The organism is Candidatus Leptovillus gracilis (assembly GCA_016716065.1).
GTDB classification, from domain to species: Bacteria; Chloroflexota; Anaerolineae; order Promineifilales; family Promineifilaceae; genus Leptovillus; species Leptovillus gracilis.
The window spans coordinates 25,554-41,117 of the sequence record JADJXA010000025.1 but is presented as its reverse complement, the minus strand read 5'-3'; the positions used below and the strand labels follow the sequence as shown (position 1 = coordinate 41,117).

Annotated in this window: 18 protein-coding genes and 1 pseudogene; 14 read left to right on the top strand and 5 right to left on the bottom strand. The window is 54.2% G+C overall.

Annotated elements, in window-relative coordinates; translation table 11 throughout:
- The first annotated feature begins 114 nt into the window (after positions 1 to 114).
- From IPM39_26250 to IPM39_26225, 6 genes and pseudogenes are all read left to right on the top strand, one after another.
- Positions 115 to 1,137 carry a transposase family protein gene (locus IPM39_26250; protein MBK8989517.1) on the top strand — a complete coding sequence of 341 codons (1,023 nt, stop codon included), beginning with the start codon at positions 115 to 117 and terminating at the stop codon, positions 1,135 to 1,137.
- Between the two features lie 6 nt (positions 1,138 to 1,143).
- On the top strand, positions 1,144 to 1,401 hold the full coding sequence (locus IPM39_26245; GenBank protein MBK8989516.1) for a hypothetical protein: 258 nt from the start codon (positions 1,144 to 1,146) through the stop codon (positions 1,399 to 1,401).
- 3 nt (positions 1,402 to 1,404) lie between these two features.
- Positions 1,405 to 1,674 carry a hypothetical protein gene (locus IPM39_26240; protein ID MBK8989515.1) on the top strand — a complete coding sequence of 90 codons (270 nt, stop codon included), beginning with the start codon at positions 1,405 to 1,407 and terminating at the stop codon, positions 1,672 to 1,674.
- Positions 1,675 to 1,811: 137 nt separating this feature from the next.
- A pseudogene (locus IPM39_26235) lies at positions 1,812 to 2,460 on the top strand (ATP-binding protein).
- 120 nt (positions 2,461 to 2,580) lie between these two features.
- A complete protein-coding gene (locus tag IPM39_26230; GenBank protein ID MBK8989514.1) occupies positions 2,581 to 2,814 on the top strand; it encodes a hypothetical protein in 234 nt (77 codons plus the stop codon).
- A 932-nt stretch (positions 2,815 to 3,746) separates the two neighbouring features.
- The gene (locus IPM39_26225; GenBank protein MBK8989513.1) at positions 3,747 to 3,977 is read left to right on the top strand and encodes a response regulator; all 231 of its coding nucleotides are present in this window, start codon (positions 3,747 to 3,749) and stop codon (positions 3,975 to 3,977) included.
- Positions 3,978 to 4,230: 253 nt separating this feature from the next.
- Here IPM39_26225 and IPM39_26220 read toward each other — a convergent pair whose 3' ends face one another.
- Complete coding sequence (locus IPM39_26220; protein ID MBK8989512.1) at positions 4,231 to 5,589, bottom strand: transposase; 1,359 nt, start codon at positions 5,587 to 5,589, stop codon at positions 4,231 to 4,233.
- A gap of 96 nt (positions 5,590 to 5,685) precedes the next feature.
- On the opposite strand from IPM39_26220, the gene IPM39_26215 reads away from it, so the two are divergent.
- The 5 genes from IPM39_26215 to IPM39_26195 all read left to right on the top strand — a co-directional run bounded on the left by IPM39_26215 (position 5,686) and on the right by IPM39_26195 (position 8,756).
- Positions 5,686 to 5,994 (top strand): response regulator transcription factor, encoded by a 309-nt coding sequence (locus IPM39_26215; protein ID MBK8989511.1) that lies wholly within the window; start codon positions 5,686 to 5,688, stop codon positions 5,992 to 5,994.
- A 186-nt stretch (positions 5,995 to 6,180) separates the two neighbouring features.
- Positions 6,181 to 6,372 (top strand): hypothetical protein, encoded by a 192-nt coding sequence (locus IPM39_26210; GenBank protein ID MBK8989510.1) that lies wholly within the window; start codon positions 6,181 to 6,183, stop codon positions 6,370 to 6,372.
- Between the two features lie 366 nt (positions 6,373 to 6,738).
- Positions 6,739 to 7,392: a polyprenyl synthetase family protein gene (locus IPM39_26205; GenBank protein ID MBK8989509.1), complete on the top strand. Its 654-nt coding sequence runs from the start codon at positions 6,739 to 6,741 to the stop codon at positions 7,390 to 7,392.
- Positions 7,393 to 7,531: 139 nt separating this feature from the next.
- Positions 7,532 to 8,464, top strand: a complete 933-nt coding sequence (locus IPM39_26200; GenBank protein MBK8989508.1) for a transposase — start codon at positions 7,532 to 7,534, stop codon at positions 8,462 to 8,464.
- A 4-nt stretch (positions 8,465 to 8,468) separates the two neighbouring features.
- On the top strand, positions 8,469 to 8,756 hold the full coding sequence (locus tag IPM39_26195) for a hypothetical protein (protein ID MBK8989507.1): 288 nt from the start codon (positions 8,469 to 8,471) through the stop codon (positions 8,754 to 8,756).
- A 95-nt stretch (positions 8,757 to 8,851) separates the two neighbouring features.
- On the opposite strand, the gene IPM39_26190 is transcribed toward IPM39_26195, so the two are convergent.
- Genes IPM39_26190 through IPM39_26175 form a run of 4 tightly spaced genes read right to left on the bottom strand, consistent with a single transcriptional unit; the run spans position 8,852 to position 11,503 of the window.
- On the bottom strand, positions 8,852 to 9,187 hold the full coding sequence (locus IPM39_26190) for a hypothetical protein (GenBank protein MBK8989506.1): 336 nt from the start codon (positions 9,185 to 9,187) through the stop codon (positions 8,852 to 8,854).
- A gap of 20 nt (positions 9,188 to 9,207) precedes the next feature.
- Positions 9,208 to 9,987: an ATP-binding protein gene (locus tag IPM39_26185; protein ID MBK8989505.1), complete on the bottom strand. Its 780-nt coding sequence runs from the start codon at positions 9,985 to 9,987 to the stop codon at positions 9,208 to 9,210.
- Between the two features lie 8 nt (positions 9,988 to 9,995).
- Positions 9,996 to 10,583 (bottom strand): hypothetical protein, encoded by a 588-nt coding sequence (locus tag IPM39_26180; protein MBK8989504.1) that lies wholly within the window; start codon positions 10,581 to 10,583, stop codon positions 9,996 to 9,998.
- Positions 10,553 to 11,503 carry a transposase family protein gene (locus IPM39_26175; GenBank protein ID MBK8989503.1) on the bottom strand — a complete coding sequence of 317 codons (951 nt, stop codon included), beginning with the start codon at positions 11,501 to 11,503 and terminating at the stop codon, positions 10,553 to 10,555. Before IPM39_26175 ends, IPM39_26180 begins: the two co-directional genes overlap by 31 nt.
- A gap of 142 nt (positions 11,504 to 11,645) precedes the next feature.
- Here IPM39_26175 and IPM39_26170 point away from each other — a divergent pair, with 142 nt between their 5' ends.
- Genes IPM39_26170 through IPM39_26160 form a run of 3 tightly spaced genes read left to right on the top strand, consistent with a single transcriptional unit; the run spans position 11,646 to position 15,497 of the window.
- A complete protein-coding gene (locus IPM39_26170) occupies positions 11,646 to 13,760 on the top strand; it encodes a hypothetical protein (GenBank protein MBK8989502.1) in 2,115 nt (704 codons plus the stop codon).
- On the top strand, positions 13,745 to 14,707 hold the full coding sequence (locus IPM39_26165; protein ID MBK8989501.1) for an ABC transporter ATP-binding protein: 963 nt from the start codon (positions 13,745 to 13,747) through the stop codon (positions 14,705 to 14,707). The genes IPM39_26170 and IPM39_26165 overlap by 16 nt, the downstream gene beginning before the upstream one ends.
- On the top strand, positions 14,691 to 15,497 hold the full coding sequence (locus tag IPM39_26160) for an ABC transporter permease (GenBank protein MBK8989500.1): 807 nt from the start codon (positions 14,691 to 14,693) through the stop codon (positions 15,495 to 15,497). The genes IPM39_26165 and IPM39_26160 overlap by 17 nt, the downstream gene beginning before the upstream one ends.
- Positions 15,498 to 15,564 lie beyond the last annotated feature (67 nt).

Genomic DNA, 15,564 nt, shown 5'->3' with positions numbered 1-15,564 from the left:
ACTGACGACAATTAGAAATGCCCATTTAGGCGTCAACGTGACTGCGGCTAAACTCCTGACATTTATGTAAGGAGTAAAGCAATGACAGCCACCGACGCACAAGTGAGGATTGCTATGCGTGAACGAAAAAAGGGTAAGAATCAGGAACAGGCGGCGGCCAAAGCCAATCTGCGCAGCCGCAAAACAGTCAGCAAATACGAGCAGTCGGGTTTGCTGCCCCGTCAACTAGAGAAGGCGCGGACGTACAAGACCCGACCGGATGCTTTTGCTGCTGAGTGGCCGATGTTAGAGAAAATGCTGGCCGCGGCCCCGGAGTTGGAAGCTAAGACATTGTTCGACTGGCTGTGCGAACAGCAGCCGGGCAAATACCAGGAGGGTCAACTGCGTACCCTGCAACGACGTGTCACGACCTGGCGGGCGCTGAACCAAGAGCAAACGGCCAGTCTGGACCAGATACGGGAGCCAGGCGAGATGATGCGGTTGGACGGCACCTGGATGACTGAACTAGAGGTGACGCTGGAGGGACAACCGTTCAAACACATGCTCATCCACAGCGTCCTGCCTTATTCCAACTGGGAATGGGGGCGTGTGGCGCAGTCGGAATCGTTGAGCGCGGTGCGCCTGGGCTTACAAAGCGCATTGCTGAAATTGGGCTATGTGCCGCAAATTGTCCAGACAGACAACAGTTCGGCGGCAACCCGCCGCTTGCGCAGTGATGAAGAGGGACGCGAACGGCCGTACACCGATGAGTATCTGGCGCTGCTGGCCCACTATGGCCTGACGCCGCAGACGATTCATCTGGGTGCGTCTGACGAGAATGGGGATGTGGAATCGAGCAACGGCAAGCTAAAACAGTCGGTGGCGCAGCAGTTGTTGCTGCGTGGCAGCCGCGATTTCGCCAGCCTGGCGGTGTATGAGACCTTTTTGTTTGAGATCCTGGACAAGCGCAACAAACGGCGCGAGATGCGATTGCGCGAAGAATTGGCGGTGATGCGGGCGTTGTCGGCCACGCCGCTGGCCAACCACAGCAAACTGCGGCTGCGCGTCAGTCAGGGGCAGCCTCATTCGAGTGCTGGAGAAGACTTATTCTGTGCCCACGTCGCTCATCGGCAAAATGGTGACGGTGGTTATCCATAGTGGTCGTTGGAGATTTATTACGCCGGTCAACTGGTAGACCGCTTCGCCCGGCTCATTGGCAATGAGGTCCACCAGGTGAATTACCGCCATGTCATTGACAGCTTGCTGCGCAAACCGGGGCTTTCGCCGCTACCGGTATCAGGACGATTTGTTCCCCTCGCTCGTCTTTCGGCAGGCGTGGGAGGCGCTGGACCGGCATTATGCGCCACGCCGGGCCGATTTGAGCTTATTTGCGAATTCTGCATCTGGCGGCGCGTCATCTAGAGTGTGACGTGGCGGCGGCAGGAACTGCTGCTGACCACCGGTCGGACGTGGAGCGAGGTGGATGTGGCCGAACTCCTGCGTGGGGAAACGGCGGTCGTGCCGGCGCTGACGCAGCCGGTGGTGGAATTGCGCCTGTACGACCAGTTGTTGGTCGGCGGTGGCGCGCTGAGCGGTGGCGCGCTGAGCGGTGGCGCGCTGAGCGGTGGCGCGCTGAGCGGTGGCGCGCTGAGCGGTGGCGCGCTGAGCGGTGGCGCGCTAGGCGGTGGCGCATGACGACGGGCATGAATCAGAGCGAGATGGTGCGGCTGCATTGCAAGACGCTGCGGCTGCCGACGATGGCAGCAGCGCTTGAGGAAGGGATGCGCTGCGCGGAACGGGATAACTGGCCGCTGGATGCTTGTTGAGCCCACTTGTTGGAACAGGAGGTGGCGACGCGGCAGCAGCGGCGCATTGAGCGTCTGCGGCTGGAGTCGAAGCTGCCGCCGGGGAAAACGTTTGCCGTTTTTGACGAAGGCCGCTTGCCGCTGCGCATCCGGCGGCAGTTACCTATTTGCAGGCCGGGGACTTTGTCAATCAGGCCCAGAATGTGTTGTGCTTTGGTTTACCGGGCACAGGCAAAACGCATCTGGCGGCGGCCGTGGGGCATCTGTTGGTGGAAAACGGCCGTTCGGTGCTGTTTACGCCGACCTTCAAGCTGGTGGGGCGGCTGCTGCGGGCTAAGCAGGAATATGAACTGGAACGAGAACTGCGGCGTTTAGACCGGTTTGAGGTGGTCATTCTGGATGATATTGGCTATGTGCAGCAGAGTCGGGAAGAGATGGAGGTGTTGTTCACCTTTTGAGCGAGCGGTATGAGCGGCACAGTCTGGTGATTACCTCCAACCTGGTCTTTTCGGAGTGGGACAAGATATTCAAGGACCCATTGACGACGGCGACCGCCATAGACCGGGTGGTGCATCATAGCATCATCATTGAGTTTGGGCGAGACATCCAGAGTATGCGCATGGAAGAGGCGCAACGGAGTCAGGCGGCGCTGCGACCAGAGGTGGGCGTAGGGTAACTTTTCATGGGAGAAAATCGTGGCAAAAAATGACGCCAGAAATCCGTGACCAACTCTTGTTCTGTTATCCCGACCCCGTGCCTGTGTGCTCGGTGGGAGTCACCCGCCTGGTTTGCCTGGTTGGAAACGGCGTCGGCCTTCCGCTATCGCAGTGGGCAGCGGCGCGATCTGTGTCGCGGGCATGGCCCGTTGTTTGGGCCTATTTCTTTGCGCAAGGAGCAGCGGCGGCAGGTGGAACTGTGGTATGCCTATCGCCGGGTGCATGGCGTTTTGTGCAAGCGGTATGTTGGTAAGTCGGCCGGGTTGACGCGGGCGCGGGTGGAGGAAACGGCCGTGTGGCTCAATGAGATATAGTGACAGATGGAAGCATTAAGGAGGGCCTATGGTGGTGGTTGGCAGGCTGGCTGACGGCTTGTCGGGGCGTGTTTTTATGGGAACGGTATGGGCATTTCTAATTGTCGTTGATGGGCATTTCTAATTGTCGTTGACAGAAGATTTTCATTTGAGGCAAGACGGTGGGTATTCTAATTATCGTTGGCCGGTTTGTCGCTATTTATAGTCAGATGTACCGCGAGTTTGGGATTACCAGCCATAAACAGTTGCCGGCCAACCAGTTCAACCGAGTTATGGAGTGGTTGACAGATTCGTACTGGAGCATTACCGGTACTCCTGGTGATGATTTGCCCTTTTAGTCCCGATCGGTTGCCGATTCGCGCGATTCAAACAGTAGAGCAGGGCGGTCTGGCAAACAGCCGTTTTGCCCTAAAATGGCACCCTGTGCCCGGCAAATAGGAATGGCGGCTCCATTTCTCGACAGAACGGCGCAGCCTTTGTTATGCCCGATTTTCCTTCGGGCCAGCTCCACCTTGGCAGCAGGGGACTGTCCTGGATTGAATCAACCACTATCCCGGCCGTTTTGCTCGTAACAGTCTGACCAAGATGTTAGTCAGTGCCAAGTCCTGGTAGAACACAAGCTACGCCGAATGCGTCCGTTTCGTCACCCGCGGTTGTAAGGACTTAACGTTTGATTCAGACATGGTGTTGTCACCCGACCATGCTTGCCTGAATACGCATAATCGTGTCTGTGTTTTTGGAAGTGGTTGCCGCTCGATTTCGAGCGTATACCCTCGCAAAACCTTTGCTGATAGTACAAAAGGATAACAGATCTCGGCCTTTTTCACGCTTTTTTACGGGTGGCGCTTTTTCTTTTTGTTTCAGTGGCTACACTTTTCCCACCTTGAAGCATAGTTTACCCCACCTCTGGCTGATAAAAGGAGAAACTAAAAATGAAAAAAGTGAGCGTTGTTGCCGTTGACGATCACCGGTTAATTCTCGAGGCAATTCGCGGCCTTATCGAGCAACGTGATGACATGGAATTGGTAGGGGAGGGGACCAGAGGCAATGACATTCTGGCATTAATGGCCCTTCATAGTCCAGATGTCCTCGTGTTAGACTTGAGTATGCCGCAAACCAATGATGCGGAATCGCCCAATTTTCGTGCCCTGCCTACGGATTGAAGCCATTCGGAAACAATGGCCACATACCGGCATCATCATTCTTACGATGAGCAATGTACCGGCCTTCGTTTACCGAATGATTGAGCTAGCAGGCTGTCGGAAAAATATCTTCTGAAGGCCCGATGATAGACAAATAACGATTTCAAAGCATCAAGACAAGCAGTTTGCAACTCATATTGGCCTCATTACCATGAATTTTGCACGGTTTTACAGCCCGTTTTCGGGCATCAGGCAGGGGGCAATACCAGCCCCGTCAAGCAAGCTGCAAGGTATGCAATCGTTTCAAATTGTAAGCCAGACAAACCAATGTCCATTCGCCACCGGCAGCAACCAGGCCTCGCAGAGGAAACTGACGGAAACCCAAGGTTTCCTTGATGATACCGATAACCGGTTCAACCGTCGATTTGCGCAAACGGTAGGTGGCTTTGCCGAGGGTGGTCTGCAGTTTGTAAGCCATTTGCTCTTTGACGGAAGCATCATTGGGTGGCGGGTTGGGATTGTCCAGGAAAAAGGCACGCCAACCCTGATGGTGTGGGCTGCGACCGGTGGCGATGTAGGGGTCAATGCCGCGCGCTTCCAAGCTGGCGATGTTGTTTTCGCTGAAATAGCCGGTGTCCAAATTGACCTTTTTCGGCTGACCCACGACTGGTGGTACGGTGTCGGGAGTTGGCAGGGCGGCCTGTTTATCGTTGGTATGGTCACACAACCAATTGCCCACTACCAGACGACTGTCATGGTCAACCACTACCTGGACGTTATAATGTTGGTCAAAGCCGCTGTTGGTGGCGTTTTTCATGATGCGCGATTCGGGGTCGGTGAAGTTGTACTGGTCTTTATCTCTGGGTCCTGGAGTGGGTGGCTGCGGTGGTTTGCCCGGCGGCTTTTTTCCCTGTGGGTCGGTCTTTTCGGCCCGGGCTTGCATCTTGGCCTCGTATTCGGCTTGCTCGGCTTCATACCGGGCCTGGGCGCGTTCCTCCAGCACCTTCTTGGCTTCGGCCAGCCGCGCCAATTGCTGCTGGCGTCGGGCAATCTCATCGGGAATGTTCATCTCTTCGGGCAGTTGTCCTCCATCGGCAACTTCAGCCAAAGTGAACAACTCCTCGACTTCGGCTTGCAGATAGGCTTCGATAGCCAACAGCCGCTGGTAACTGACCGCTTTGCTCTTGGACGCATCGGCATGGATTTTGCTGCCATCCAGACTGACGTTACCCAATTGCAAATAGCCCATCGCCTGGGCAATCAACAGTATCTGGACAAACAACTCTTTCAGTTCAGCCAGAAATTGTTGGCGGAAAGCCGCAATCGTGTCATGGTCGGGGTGCATGTCACCGGTAATGAAACGAAAGGGAATCACCTCATGGGTGGCGCGTTCAATCTTGCGCGAACTGAATACGCCGCTGGCATAGCTGTAGAACAGCAATCCCAACATCACTTCCGGGGCGTATGGTGGCGCACCCTGCTCACTATACTTTCTATACATGATCCCCAAATCAAGTTGGGCGACGACAGCGACAATGAAGCGAGCCAAATGGTCGGGTGGCAGGACATCGCGCAAGGTGATTTGCAGGTCCAGGGTCTTTTCGTAATCAGCAGTTCTGAATTTTCTTGCCATACCCAAAGTTTACACCGAAATCATTTTTGTTCGGAGAAACGTATCTTCTCCGACAAGCTGCTAGGTGTTGCCGGTTATATCCTGAAGGGGGACGACATGTCCATTGCCCTGACATCGGCCATTGAAAAAGTGGGCGCCGGAGGTGTCTATTTTTCAGAATCCATTCAACGGCTTCTGGCGCGTCCAAGTACTGACCCTCCAATAGACCTCTCGGCGCAGCAGATCGAGCTATTAACCCATTACTTCCGCTATCCGAATGACACCTCTGATGATCACGCAGCAGTTTTTGGGATTAAACCAGCGACGGTACGGGCGCACATGTCCAAGTCATATGCGGCTTTAGGTGTGGGCAACACGGCCGCGGCCATGATTCGTTGTCTGGAGTTAGGTATTATTCTCAGTTAAGTTCTTGAGAGGTAAAAAGAGGACACTAACAATTGTTGCGGAAAATCGTCAACAATTGTCTATCCCCTCCCAATGAATTTTGTGATACGGTTTATACTATACTGTCAGGTTGTGTATATCGACAGCAGGTTGGTTTAATTTTAGGTTAGTCACCTGCCCAAAATCTTGCCAAAGGAGATATGTTTGATGACTTCCTTAGTTTTACCTGTTTCCCCTTCCTCTTTCCCTTCACCTTCCCCTTCATCGCTAAAGGCGCAAGAAGCCCCCCTGCTCTTGCGCGAATTAGGTTTTGGTCAAAAAAAGATTGAACTGACTGACGCCCAGCCCGTCACAGGTCTGCGTATTTTGTTGGCTGAGTGTAAAAGATGCTGGGGATAAGTTCCCCGACTGAAATGGTGAAGCTGCCGGACTTGAGAACACCGGATTGCCCTTTCAGGAAGAACGTGTGAACTCAAAGCCATCTATTTACACACTCCCTACTCAGAACCTCCATCACACCTATCACTTTATAAACTCCCACATTCTTCCTCAATCCGATTGGCCGGATCTGACTCGCTCTTTAGAGCATTGGCGTGGGCGTCATACAAGACCAGGGGCAGCGTTGTTGACCGATACGCTGCCGGCTGTGGTTTATCACAGTTTGGGCGGCCATTCAGAAGACGTTTGGCCGCTCACTGGGTCTTGGCTGTTGCATCTCCTGGCGGCGCGCATTTTTGACGATCTGCAGGATGATGAAGGGTTGGCGTGGCCCTGGATGCAGGGCGGGCCAGCATTGGCGCTGCCGCTGGGCATTGCCTCTTGGAAGCGGCTTCGTTCTGTCTGGCCCACCTTGCGGATCGGGGCGAAACCCTGCGCGATCTTTTATATGTCTTGAGCCGGACGGGAATGCAAGCGGCGCGCGCACAGGCGCGTGAACCACAGTACGATTTGTCGGCGATGGCTTTAGAAGCTTACTTCGACCATATTATTGCCACCACAGGCGAGGTGTTTGCTACTGGCGCGTGGCTGGGTGGTCGATTGTATGCGGCCGACGAGCCGATCCTCAGCGCTTTGCATACATTTGGTTACAACCTTGGCCTGAAAGTAGCCATTATTGACGATTGTGAGGATGTGTACCCGAAAGATGGACAAGGCGTTTCGGATTTGATCAACGGCCGTTTCCGTTTACCAGTTTTGTATGCAGCAGCCCAGGCAGAGCATCCGGCCCAAGCGCACTTATTGGCCCGACTGCAAGATTCACCATCAGTCACCCAGGTGTCAGAAATTCTGGGGCTATTGGAAGAGATGGGGGCTATAGAGTGGAGTTTGCGCATGGCGAAGGTCTTTGGGGAAAAAGCAATTACGGCTCTGTCGGGCGTGCCGGAACCCGCCCGCAGCAAGTTGGCGGTCTATGTTTGAGATAGATGCCTTACTTTACCGTAGCCGTTACGTGGCTGGAAGTTTGGCGCTGCTGTTTATTAGACATTATCCAAAATAAAAAGTAGCACCAAAAGGCTGTAAAATCAGCCGGAAATCAAAGAAAAAGAGGTGCTACCTGATGTTATCATACAGTAATCTACAAAAAGAGCCGAAACTGCTGCAAGCCTTCACAGGATTAGATGAAGCAGAGTTTCTGGAGTTACTCGTTGCTTTTGACAATGCCTGGCAAGCCGACGAAAGAAAAAGAGCCAGTAGACGCCTAAATCGAAAACGCAAAGCAGGCGGTGGTCGGAAACTGGGTCTTGAATTGATGTCCGACAGGTTGCTATTCATCCTGATGTATATGAAACTCTATCCCATCCAGGAATTGCAAGCATTTATGTTTGGGCTTAGTCAAAGTCAGGCCAACCGCCTCATTCAACGCACCGCCGATGTTCTCAAAGAGGCTTTGCAACAAATGGGACACCTACCCGAACGAGATGGACAACAACTGGCGCAGGTATTGGCGCAATGTGAGACCCTGACGTTCACGCAAGATGGGACTGAGAGACGACGACAGCGGCCCAAAAAGAACCAGGAAGTGTACTATAGTGGCAAAAAGAAGTGTCATTCGGTCAAAAATCATCTGGTTGTTCATCCTGATAATCGGCGTGTCTGGTTTCTCAGCAAAACCGTCCCGGGCAGTAAACATGACAAAAAGATAGCTGATGAGGCGGCATTATCTTTCCCTGACCATGCCGTCGTTGAACAAGATACCGGCTTTCAGGGGTATGAACAAGATAACATCATCATTGTGCAACCAAAGAAAAAGGCCCGTGGCAAAGACCTGTCAACCGCCGACCGCTTTTTGAATAAGGCTATCGCTTCTGGACGGATCATTGTGGAAAACGTGATAGCTGGTGTCAAGCGGTGCCGGATAGTTAAGGATGTTTTACGTAATTGGAAAACAAGTTTTGACGACCTGGTCATGGCCATAGCCTGCGGTTTACACAATTTACGTGTTTCATTCCGTCATGCAGTTGAGACCATTAACCTGCTCGATCTTATTTAGGATAATGTCTATTCTCTACTGTGGCCTTGCTGTCTGGTTGGTTGTCCCGTTTGCTGATTTTGGTTTTCATTGGCGTCCAGAGGAGCGTCTGGTCATTCTGGAAGTGCCCGATTCGTCACTGGCTGCGTCCGTTTTGCAGCCAGGGGACATTGTTTTACAAATTGATGGGACGCCGGTACACCGTTCCGCCGCAGTATTCAGTGGTCTGGCAAAATCAGCATACACCTACACCATTCAACGTGGTGATCAGGTCTGTCAACGACAATTAGAAATGCCCATCAACGACAATTAGAAATGCCCATACCGTTCCCATAAAAACACGCCCCGACAAGCCGTCAGCCAGCCTGCCAACCACCACCATAGGCCCTCCTTAATGCTTCCCATCTGTCACCATATCTCATTGAGCCACACGGCCGTTTCCTCCAACCGCGCCAGCGTCAACCCGGCCGACTTACCAACATACCGCTTGTACAAAACGCCATGCACCCGGCGATAGGCATACCACAGTCCCATCTGCCGCCGCCGCTCCTTGCGGAAAGACACAGGTCCATACAACGGGCCATGCCCGCGACACAGATTGCGCCGCTGTCCACTGCAATAGCGGAAGGCCGACGCCGTTTCCAACCAGGCAAACCAGGCGGGTGACTCCACCGAGCACACAGGCACGGGGTCGGGATAACAGAACAAGAGTTGGTCACGGATTTCTGGCGTCATTTTTGCCACGATTTTCTCCCCATGAAAAGTTACCCTACGCCCACCTCTGGTCGCAGCGCCGCCTGACTCCGTTGCGCCTCTTCCATGCGCATACTCTGGATGTCTCGCCCAAACTCAATGATGATGCTATGATGCACCACCCGGTCTATGGCGGCCGCCGTCGTCAATGGGTCCTTGAATATCTTGTCCCACTCCGAAAAGACCAGGTTGGAGGTAATCACCAGACTGTGCCGCTCATACCGCTCGCTCAAAAAGGTGAACAACACCTCCATCTCTTCCCGACTCTGCTGCACATAGCCAATATCATCCAGAATGACCACCTCAAACCGGTCTAAACGCCGCAGTTCTCGTTCCAGTTCATATTCCTGCTTAGCCCGCAGCAGCCGCCCCACCAGCTTGAAGGTCGGCGTAAACAGCACCGAACGGCCGTTTTCCACCAACAGATGCCCCACGGCCGCCGCCAGATGCGTTTTGCCTGTGCCCGGTAAACCAAAGCACAACACATTCTGGGCCTGATTGACAAAGTCCCCGGCCTGCAAATAGGGTAACTGCCGCCGGATGCGCAGCGGCAAGCGGCCTTCGTCAAAAACGGCAAACGTTTTCCCCGGCGGCAGCTTCGACTCCAGCCGCAGACGCTCAATGCGCCGCTGCTGCCGCGTCGCCACCTCCTGTTCCAACAAGTGGGCTAAAAAAGCATCCAGCGGCCAGTTATCCCGTTCCGCGCAGCGCATCCCTTCCTCAAGCGCTGCTGCCATCGTCGGCAGCCGCAGCGTCTTGCAATGCAGCCGCACCATCTCGCTCTGATTCATGCCCGTCGTCATGCGCCACCGCCTAGCGCGCCACCGCTCAGCGCGCCACCGCTCAGCGCGCCACCGCTCAGCGCGCCACCGCTCAGCGCGCCACCGCTCAGCGCGCCACCGCTCAGCGCGCCACCGCCGACCAACAACTGGTCGTACAGGCGCAATTCCACCACCGGCTGCGTCAGCGCCGGCACGACCGCCGTTTCCACACGCAGGAGTTCGGCCACATCCACCTCGCTCCACGTCTGACCGGTGGTCAGCAGCAGTTCCAAAGCCGCCGCCACGTCACACTCTAGATGACGCGCCGCCAGATGCAGAATTCGCAAATAAGCTAAATCGGCCCGGCGTGGCGCATACTGCCGGTCCAGCGCCTCCCACGCCTGCCGAAAGACGAGCGAGGGGAACAAATCGTCCCGATACCGGTAGCGGCGAAAGCCCCCCGGTTTGCGCAGCAAGCTGTCAATGACATGGCGGTAATTCACCTGGTGGACCTCATTGCCAATGAGCCGGGCGAAGCGGTCTACCAGTTGACCGGCGTAATAAATCTCCAACGACCACTCATGGATAACCACCGTCACCATTTTGCCGATGAGCGACGTGGGCACAGAATAAGTCTTCTCCAGCACTCGAATGAGGCTGCCCTGACTGACGCGCAGCCGCAGTTTGCTGTGGTTGCCAGCGGCGTGGCCGACAACGGCCGCATCACCGCCAATTCTTCGCGCAATCGCATCTCGCGCCGTTTGTTGCGCTTGTCCATGATGTCAAACAAAAAGGTCTCATACACCGCCAGGCTGGCGAAATCGCGGCTGCCACGCAGCAACAACTGCTGCGCCACCGACTGTTTTAGCTTGCCGTTGCTCGATTCCACATCCCCATTCTCGTCAGACGCACCCAGATGAATCGTCTGCGGCGTCAGGCCATAGTGGGCCAGCAGCGCCAGATACTCATCGGTGTACGGCCGTTCGCGTCCCTCTTCATCACTGCGCAAGCGGCGGGTTGCCGCCGAACTGTTGTCTGTCTGGACAATTTGCGGCACATAGCCCAATTTCAGCAATGCGCTTTGTAAGCCCAGGCGCACCGCGCTCAACGATTCCGACTGCGCCACACGCCCCCATTCCCAGTTGGAATAAGGCAGGACGCTGTGGATGAGCATGTGTTTGAACGGTTGTCCCTCCAGCGTCACCTCTAGTTCGGTCATCCAGGTGCCGTCCAACTGCATCATCTCGCCTGGCTCCCGTATCTGGTCCAGACTGGCCGTTTGCTCTTGGTTCAGCGCCCGCCAGGTCGTGACACGTCGTTGCAGGGTACGCAGTTGACCCTCCTGGTATTTGCCCGGCTGCTGTTCGCACAGCCAGTCGAACAATGTCTTAGCTTCCAACTCCGGGGCCGCGGCCAGCATTTTCTCTAACATCGGCCACTCAGCAGCAAAAGCATCCGGTCGGGTCTTGTACGTCCGCGCCTTCTCTAGTTGACGGGGCAGCAAACCCGACTGCTCGTATTTGCTGACTGTTTTGCGGCTGCGCAGATTGGCTTTGGCCGCCGCCTGTTCCTGATTCTTACCCTTTTTCGTTCACGCATAGCAATCCTCACTTGTGCGTCGGTGGCTGTCATTGCTTTACTCCTTACATAAATGTCAGGAGTTTAGCCGCAGTCACGTTGACGCCTAAATGGGCATTTCTAATTGTCGTCAGTGGGTAATTCTAATTGTCGTTGGCCGTCAGGTATTAACCGTTCGCGTCCCTTTCCCGGATGGCACCACGGAGATTGGATTGTCTTACCGGGTGCCAACCGGTTTTTTGGTGCTGAGTTTCTGGCTGGTTGGCTCTATCATGTTGTGGTTTACCCGTCCCGAGAACCAGACGGCAATTTGGGTGGCCTATATTTTCGTCGGCCTGGCCGTGGCGTTGACCGGGGTGCAAGCAGAAATTCTAAGCGTGACAGGAGCCTGGTTGTCACGGCCCGTCTGGTATATGTCGGTGATGGGGATATTCTACCTGGGTGGTGTGCCTCGCTTCCAACCTCTATCACAGTCAGGGCGTAGGATGTTCGGAGCCTTGTGGGTGTTAGCTGGCCTCCTTGGTCTGTTGGCGTTGGCGGAAGCCCTCTTTCTGTTTCCTAACCATACCAGCCTAGACACGCTGTCAGGACTTGGTTTCTACGAATTGCTTCTACTGGTGGGTGGTGTGGCCTGGTTGACCAGCTTCTTCCAGTTAGTCATACGGATCTGGCGAGTACCAGCGTCTTCGTATCAGCGCAAGCAACTGATTATCCTGTTACTCTTTATTGGCCTGGCGATTATGCCGGTTACATTGCTGACCTTGGTGCCACGTGGTCTGGCCGATGTTGTACTCCTGCCTTTCCCCCTGGCAATTTCATTGTTTGTTTTGGTCCCGGCTGGCTATCTATTTGTTATCTTCCGCCGTGGTTATCTTGGTTTTGATGTTGTTTTCAGCAAGACAGCCCTTTTTCTGATTTTGGCCCTGGTGACGTTGGTTGTTTACGGCAGCGCGCTTGCATTCATTCGTGGCCGCATTTCTGTTTCCACCACTTCTGTCCTGCCGGAGACTCTGATATTCTTACCGGTTCTGTTTTTGGTTCTGTACATGAGCAAACCAGTGGATCTCTTGATACGAGAGCTTTTTTTTGGCGAAGTTGTTCAGAATAAATCATTGCCCCTTTTCACCTTAGCTTTGAGCTTGAAGCCAGACATTTCGACATTGGAGGCCATCGTCGCCCAACTGGCGCAAGATTTTCAAATTCCGCAAGCGCTGCTGGCGTTGATTCAAAATGATGGGCAGTTGAACGTGATTACGACCGGGCATGCCTCCGACTTACCCGTTAAACTCGACGAGATGGAACCCCTTACGAATTTTTTGCTGCGTTCAGATGCTCGCACCGACAGTCGTCACACCTGCTGGACCGTTCATCCGTGGTCGGAACTGATCCTGCCCATCCGCGTTCGTGATGACTTGATCGGCTACCTGGCTTTTGCCCGACCTCAGGGCGGTTACTTCAATACCGAGCAAGTCGTTTTTCTAACGCAGGCCGCCAGCATCATTGCCGTCGGCAGCGAAGCCATTTTCCTCTTCAATGTCTCGCGCTATCTCTCTTTGCAGGTTTTGAGCGCTAGAGAAACAGAGCGCAAAAATCTGTCTAAGGACATCCACGACCGGCCCGTGCAGAGCCTTGCTTACTCAGCAAACGTATTGCATCAGGTACTGCTTACCCCCGATGCCTGTTCACCAGCAGTTATCCCGAAGATACGTCGGGAAATGAATAGATTGCAACATGTGATGGAGGAACTACGCGATATCAGCAAAGGCCTTTTCCCACCACCTATTGAGATGGGATTACAAATGATTGTGAGTGATAATGTAATCCGCTTTGAGCGTCAGTTTGGACTAACTATTGAACAAAACCTGCAGGCATCAGACGCTATCCTGTATCAGCCGCCGCCCCTCAACGTGGGTACAGCCGTTTACGGGATTGTTATGGAATCACTCAACAATGTCGTGAAACATGCCCAAACAAAGCGCGCCTGGATCACCGTCAGTGAGACGGACGAATGTTTGCGCGTGGAAATCGCTGATGATGGGGTGGGGTGTAACATTTCATCTTTTACCACGCCGGAACTGATCCGGCAGGGGCATCTGGGATTAGTAGGGATGCGTGACCGGACCGATCTGGTGCGCGGGCGGTTGACTATTCAACCGCGCCAGCCGCGGGGAACGGCCGTTATCCTGGAGATCCCATTGGAGGACCCAAGATGGGCGAACCTTTGATTGTCGCCGATAGTTTGACGAAAATCTATGGCAAGCAAACCGTGGTGGCTGACATTTCTTTTTCTGTGTACGCTGGCGAAATCCTGGCTTTACTGGGACCCAACGGCGCCGGCAAAACCACGACTATTAAGATGGCCTTAGGTCTCATCTTGCCCACCGCCGGTTACACTGAGATTATGGGTTACGATATGAGCCAGGAGAAAGAGATGCGCGTCGGTGCACAGCATGTCGGTGCGGTGCTGGAAGGGGCAAGGAACGCCTACTGGCGGCTGTCGGCGCTGGAGAACTTGCGCTATTTTGGCGGATTGCGCGGGCTGTCGCGGCCACAGATTGATGATCGCGCCCATCAACTGCTAACCATGCTCGACTTGATTGAGCAGCGCAACATAGAAGTCCGTAAATTCAGCCGGGGAATGCAGCAGAAAGTGGCGATTGCCAACGCTTTAATGCACGATCCGGACATCCTGGTTCTTGACGAACCGACCCTGGGCCTGGATGTGGCCGCGGCACGCTTGCTTGAAGAAACCGTAGCCAATCTGGCTGCCAGCGGCAAGGCAGTGCTGTTGACGACGCACGTTATGGACCTGGCGCAGCGGTTGGCCGGGCGGATATTTGTCATCCATCAGGGACGTGAAGTGGCCCATGACAAGACGGCCGTACTGTTACAGCAGTTTGATGCCCGGCCTATCACTCTCATCAAGATGGAGCAAATGCCCACCATAGATTGGCAGCAGCGTTTCATGGGCCAATTCCCTGGACTTAATGTGCAAAACGGCCTGTTTGAATGGACGGCGCCATCGCAGCCACAAATCTTGTCTCTCTACAGCCTGTTGGATGAGGCCGGTTACACTGTAACCAGCGTTACCCGCCGTGAGCCGACTCTGGAAGAAGTATTTCTTTCACTGACAGGTGACCAACGAGTGGTAGTCAATGATTTCTCTGTTTAATATGATTCGCATAGAGGTGCGGCGCGAATGGCTGCTCAGTAAATCCTATTGGGTAGAACTGGTCGCCGATCAGCTCTTTTTCATCCTGGGGTTTCTTGTCTTGACCGGTCTATTTGAAGTGGCGACAAGGGGTCAATATGCAGGTGCAGCGCAAATGGCGGCGCTGATCGGTTATTTGGTGTGGCGGGTGGCTGGCGGCTGCATGGACGATGTCACCCATTCGGTGGAAGAGGATGCGCAGTGGGGAACGCTAGAGCAGGTTTGGTTAAGCGGCGCCGAATTGGTAAAGGTGTTGTTGGCGCGCAGCATCTCGTTCATTATGTACTACTCCCTGCGAGTGTTGGTCATAGCCGTCGTCATTGGCCTTATTTTACGGTTACCATTAACCTTTACTCCTGCCGATGTGCCCGGCGCGATATTGCTCTACGGTCTAACACTTGTCAGTCCCATTGGACTGGCTTTTCTCCTGTCAGGATTGCACCTGGCTTTCAAGAATATCAGCGCCATCACGCAGCCATTGGCGACCATCCTGCTCTTTTTGACAGGAGCTTTGACGCCTTTGGACGGTATTTCCATCTTGTATCCCCTGAGCCGCATCTTGCCGCTTTCCATTGGCATTGACTTGCTGCGCGACTTATTGGTGGAAGGCGCCTCTTTGGGGCATATCCTTGCTTCCTGGCCCTTTGTTGCCCTGCTCATTAACTCGGCTCTTTACCTGAGTGCGGGCCTGTTGGTCTTGTCTTGGGCAAGGCAGAAAGCGCTGATTGATGGCTCTTTGGCTCATTACTGAGTCTGACTAAAGCTAAATGAACCGATTCATTGCATCACCAGATTACACCAAAGCCTTCCGGTGTTTT

Excerpts from the sequence above, each read along its gene's own strand:
- IPM39_26250 (MBK8989517.1), top strand. The coding sequence starts at position 115 with ATGCGTGAACGAAAAAAGGGTAAGAATCAGGAACAGGCGGCGGCCAAA.
- IPM39_26225 (MBK8989513.1), top strand. The coding sequence starts at position 3,747 with ATGAAAAAAGTGAGCGTTGTTGCCGTTGACGATCACCGGTTAATTCTC.
- IPM39_26220 (MBK8989512.1), bottom strand. The coding sequence starts at position 5,589 with ATGGCAAGAAAATTCAGAACTGCTGATTACGAAAAGACCCTGGACCTG.
- IPM39_26215 (MBK8989511.1), top strand. The coding sequence starts at position 5,686 with ATGTCCATTGCCCTGACATCGGCCATTGAAAAAGTGGGCGCCGGAGGT.
- IPM39_26210 (MBK8989510.1), top strand. The coding sequence starts at position 6,181 with ATGACTTCCTTAGTTTTACCTGTTTCCCCTTCCTCTTTCCCTTCACCT.
- IPM39_26200 (MBK8989508.1), top strand. The coding sequence starts at position 7,532 with ATGTTATCATACAGTAATCTACAAAAAGAGCCGAAACTGCTGCAAGCC.
- IPM39_26195 (MBK8989507.1), top strand. The coding sequence starts at position 8,469 with ATGTCTATTCTCTACTGTGGCCTTGCTGTCTGGTTGGTTGTCCCGTTT.
- IPM39_26185 (MBK8989505.1), bottom strand. The coding sequence starts at position 9,987 with ATGAATCAGAGCGAGATGGTGCGGCTGCATTGCAAGACGCTGCGGCTG.
- IPM39_26170 (MBK8989502.1), top strand. The coding sequence starts at position 11,646 with ATGGGCATTTCTAATTGTCGTCAGTGGGTAATTCTAATTGTCGTTGGC.
- IPM39_26165 (MBK8989501.1), top strand. The coding sequence starts at position 13,745 with ATGGGCGAACCTTTGATTGTCGCCGATAGTTTGACGAAAATCTATGGC.
- IPM39_26160 (MBK8989500.1), top strand. The coding sequence starts at position 14,691 with ATGATTTCTCTGTTTAATATGATTCGCATAGAGGTGCGGCGCGAATGG.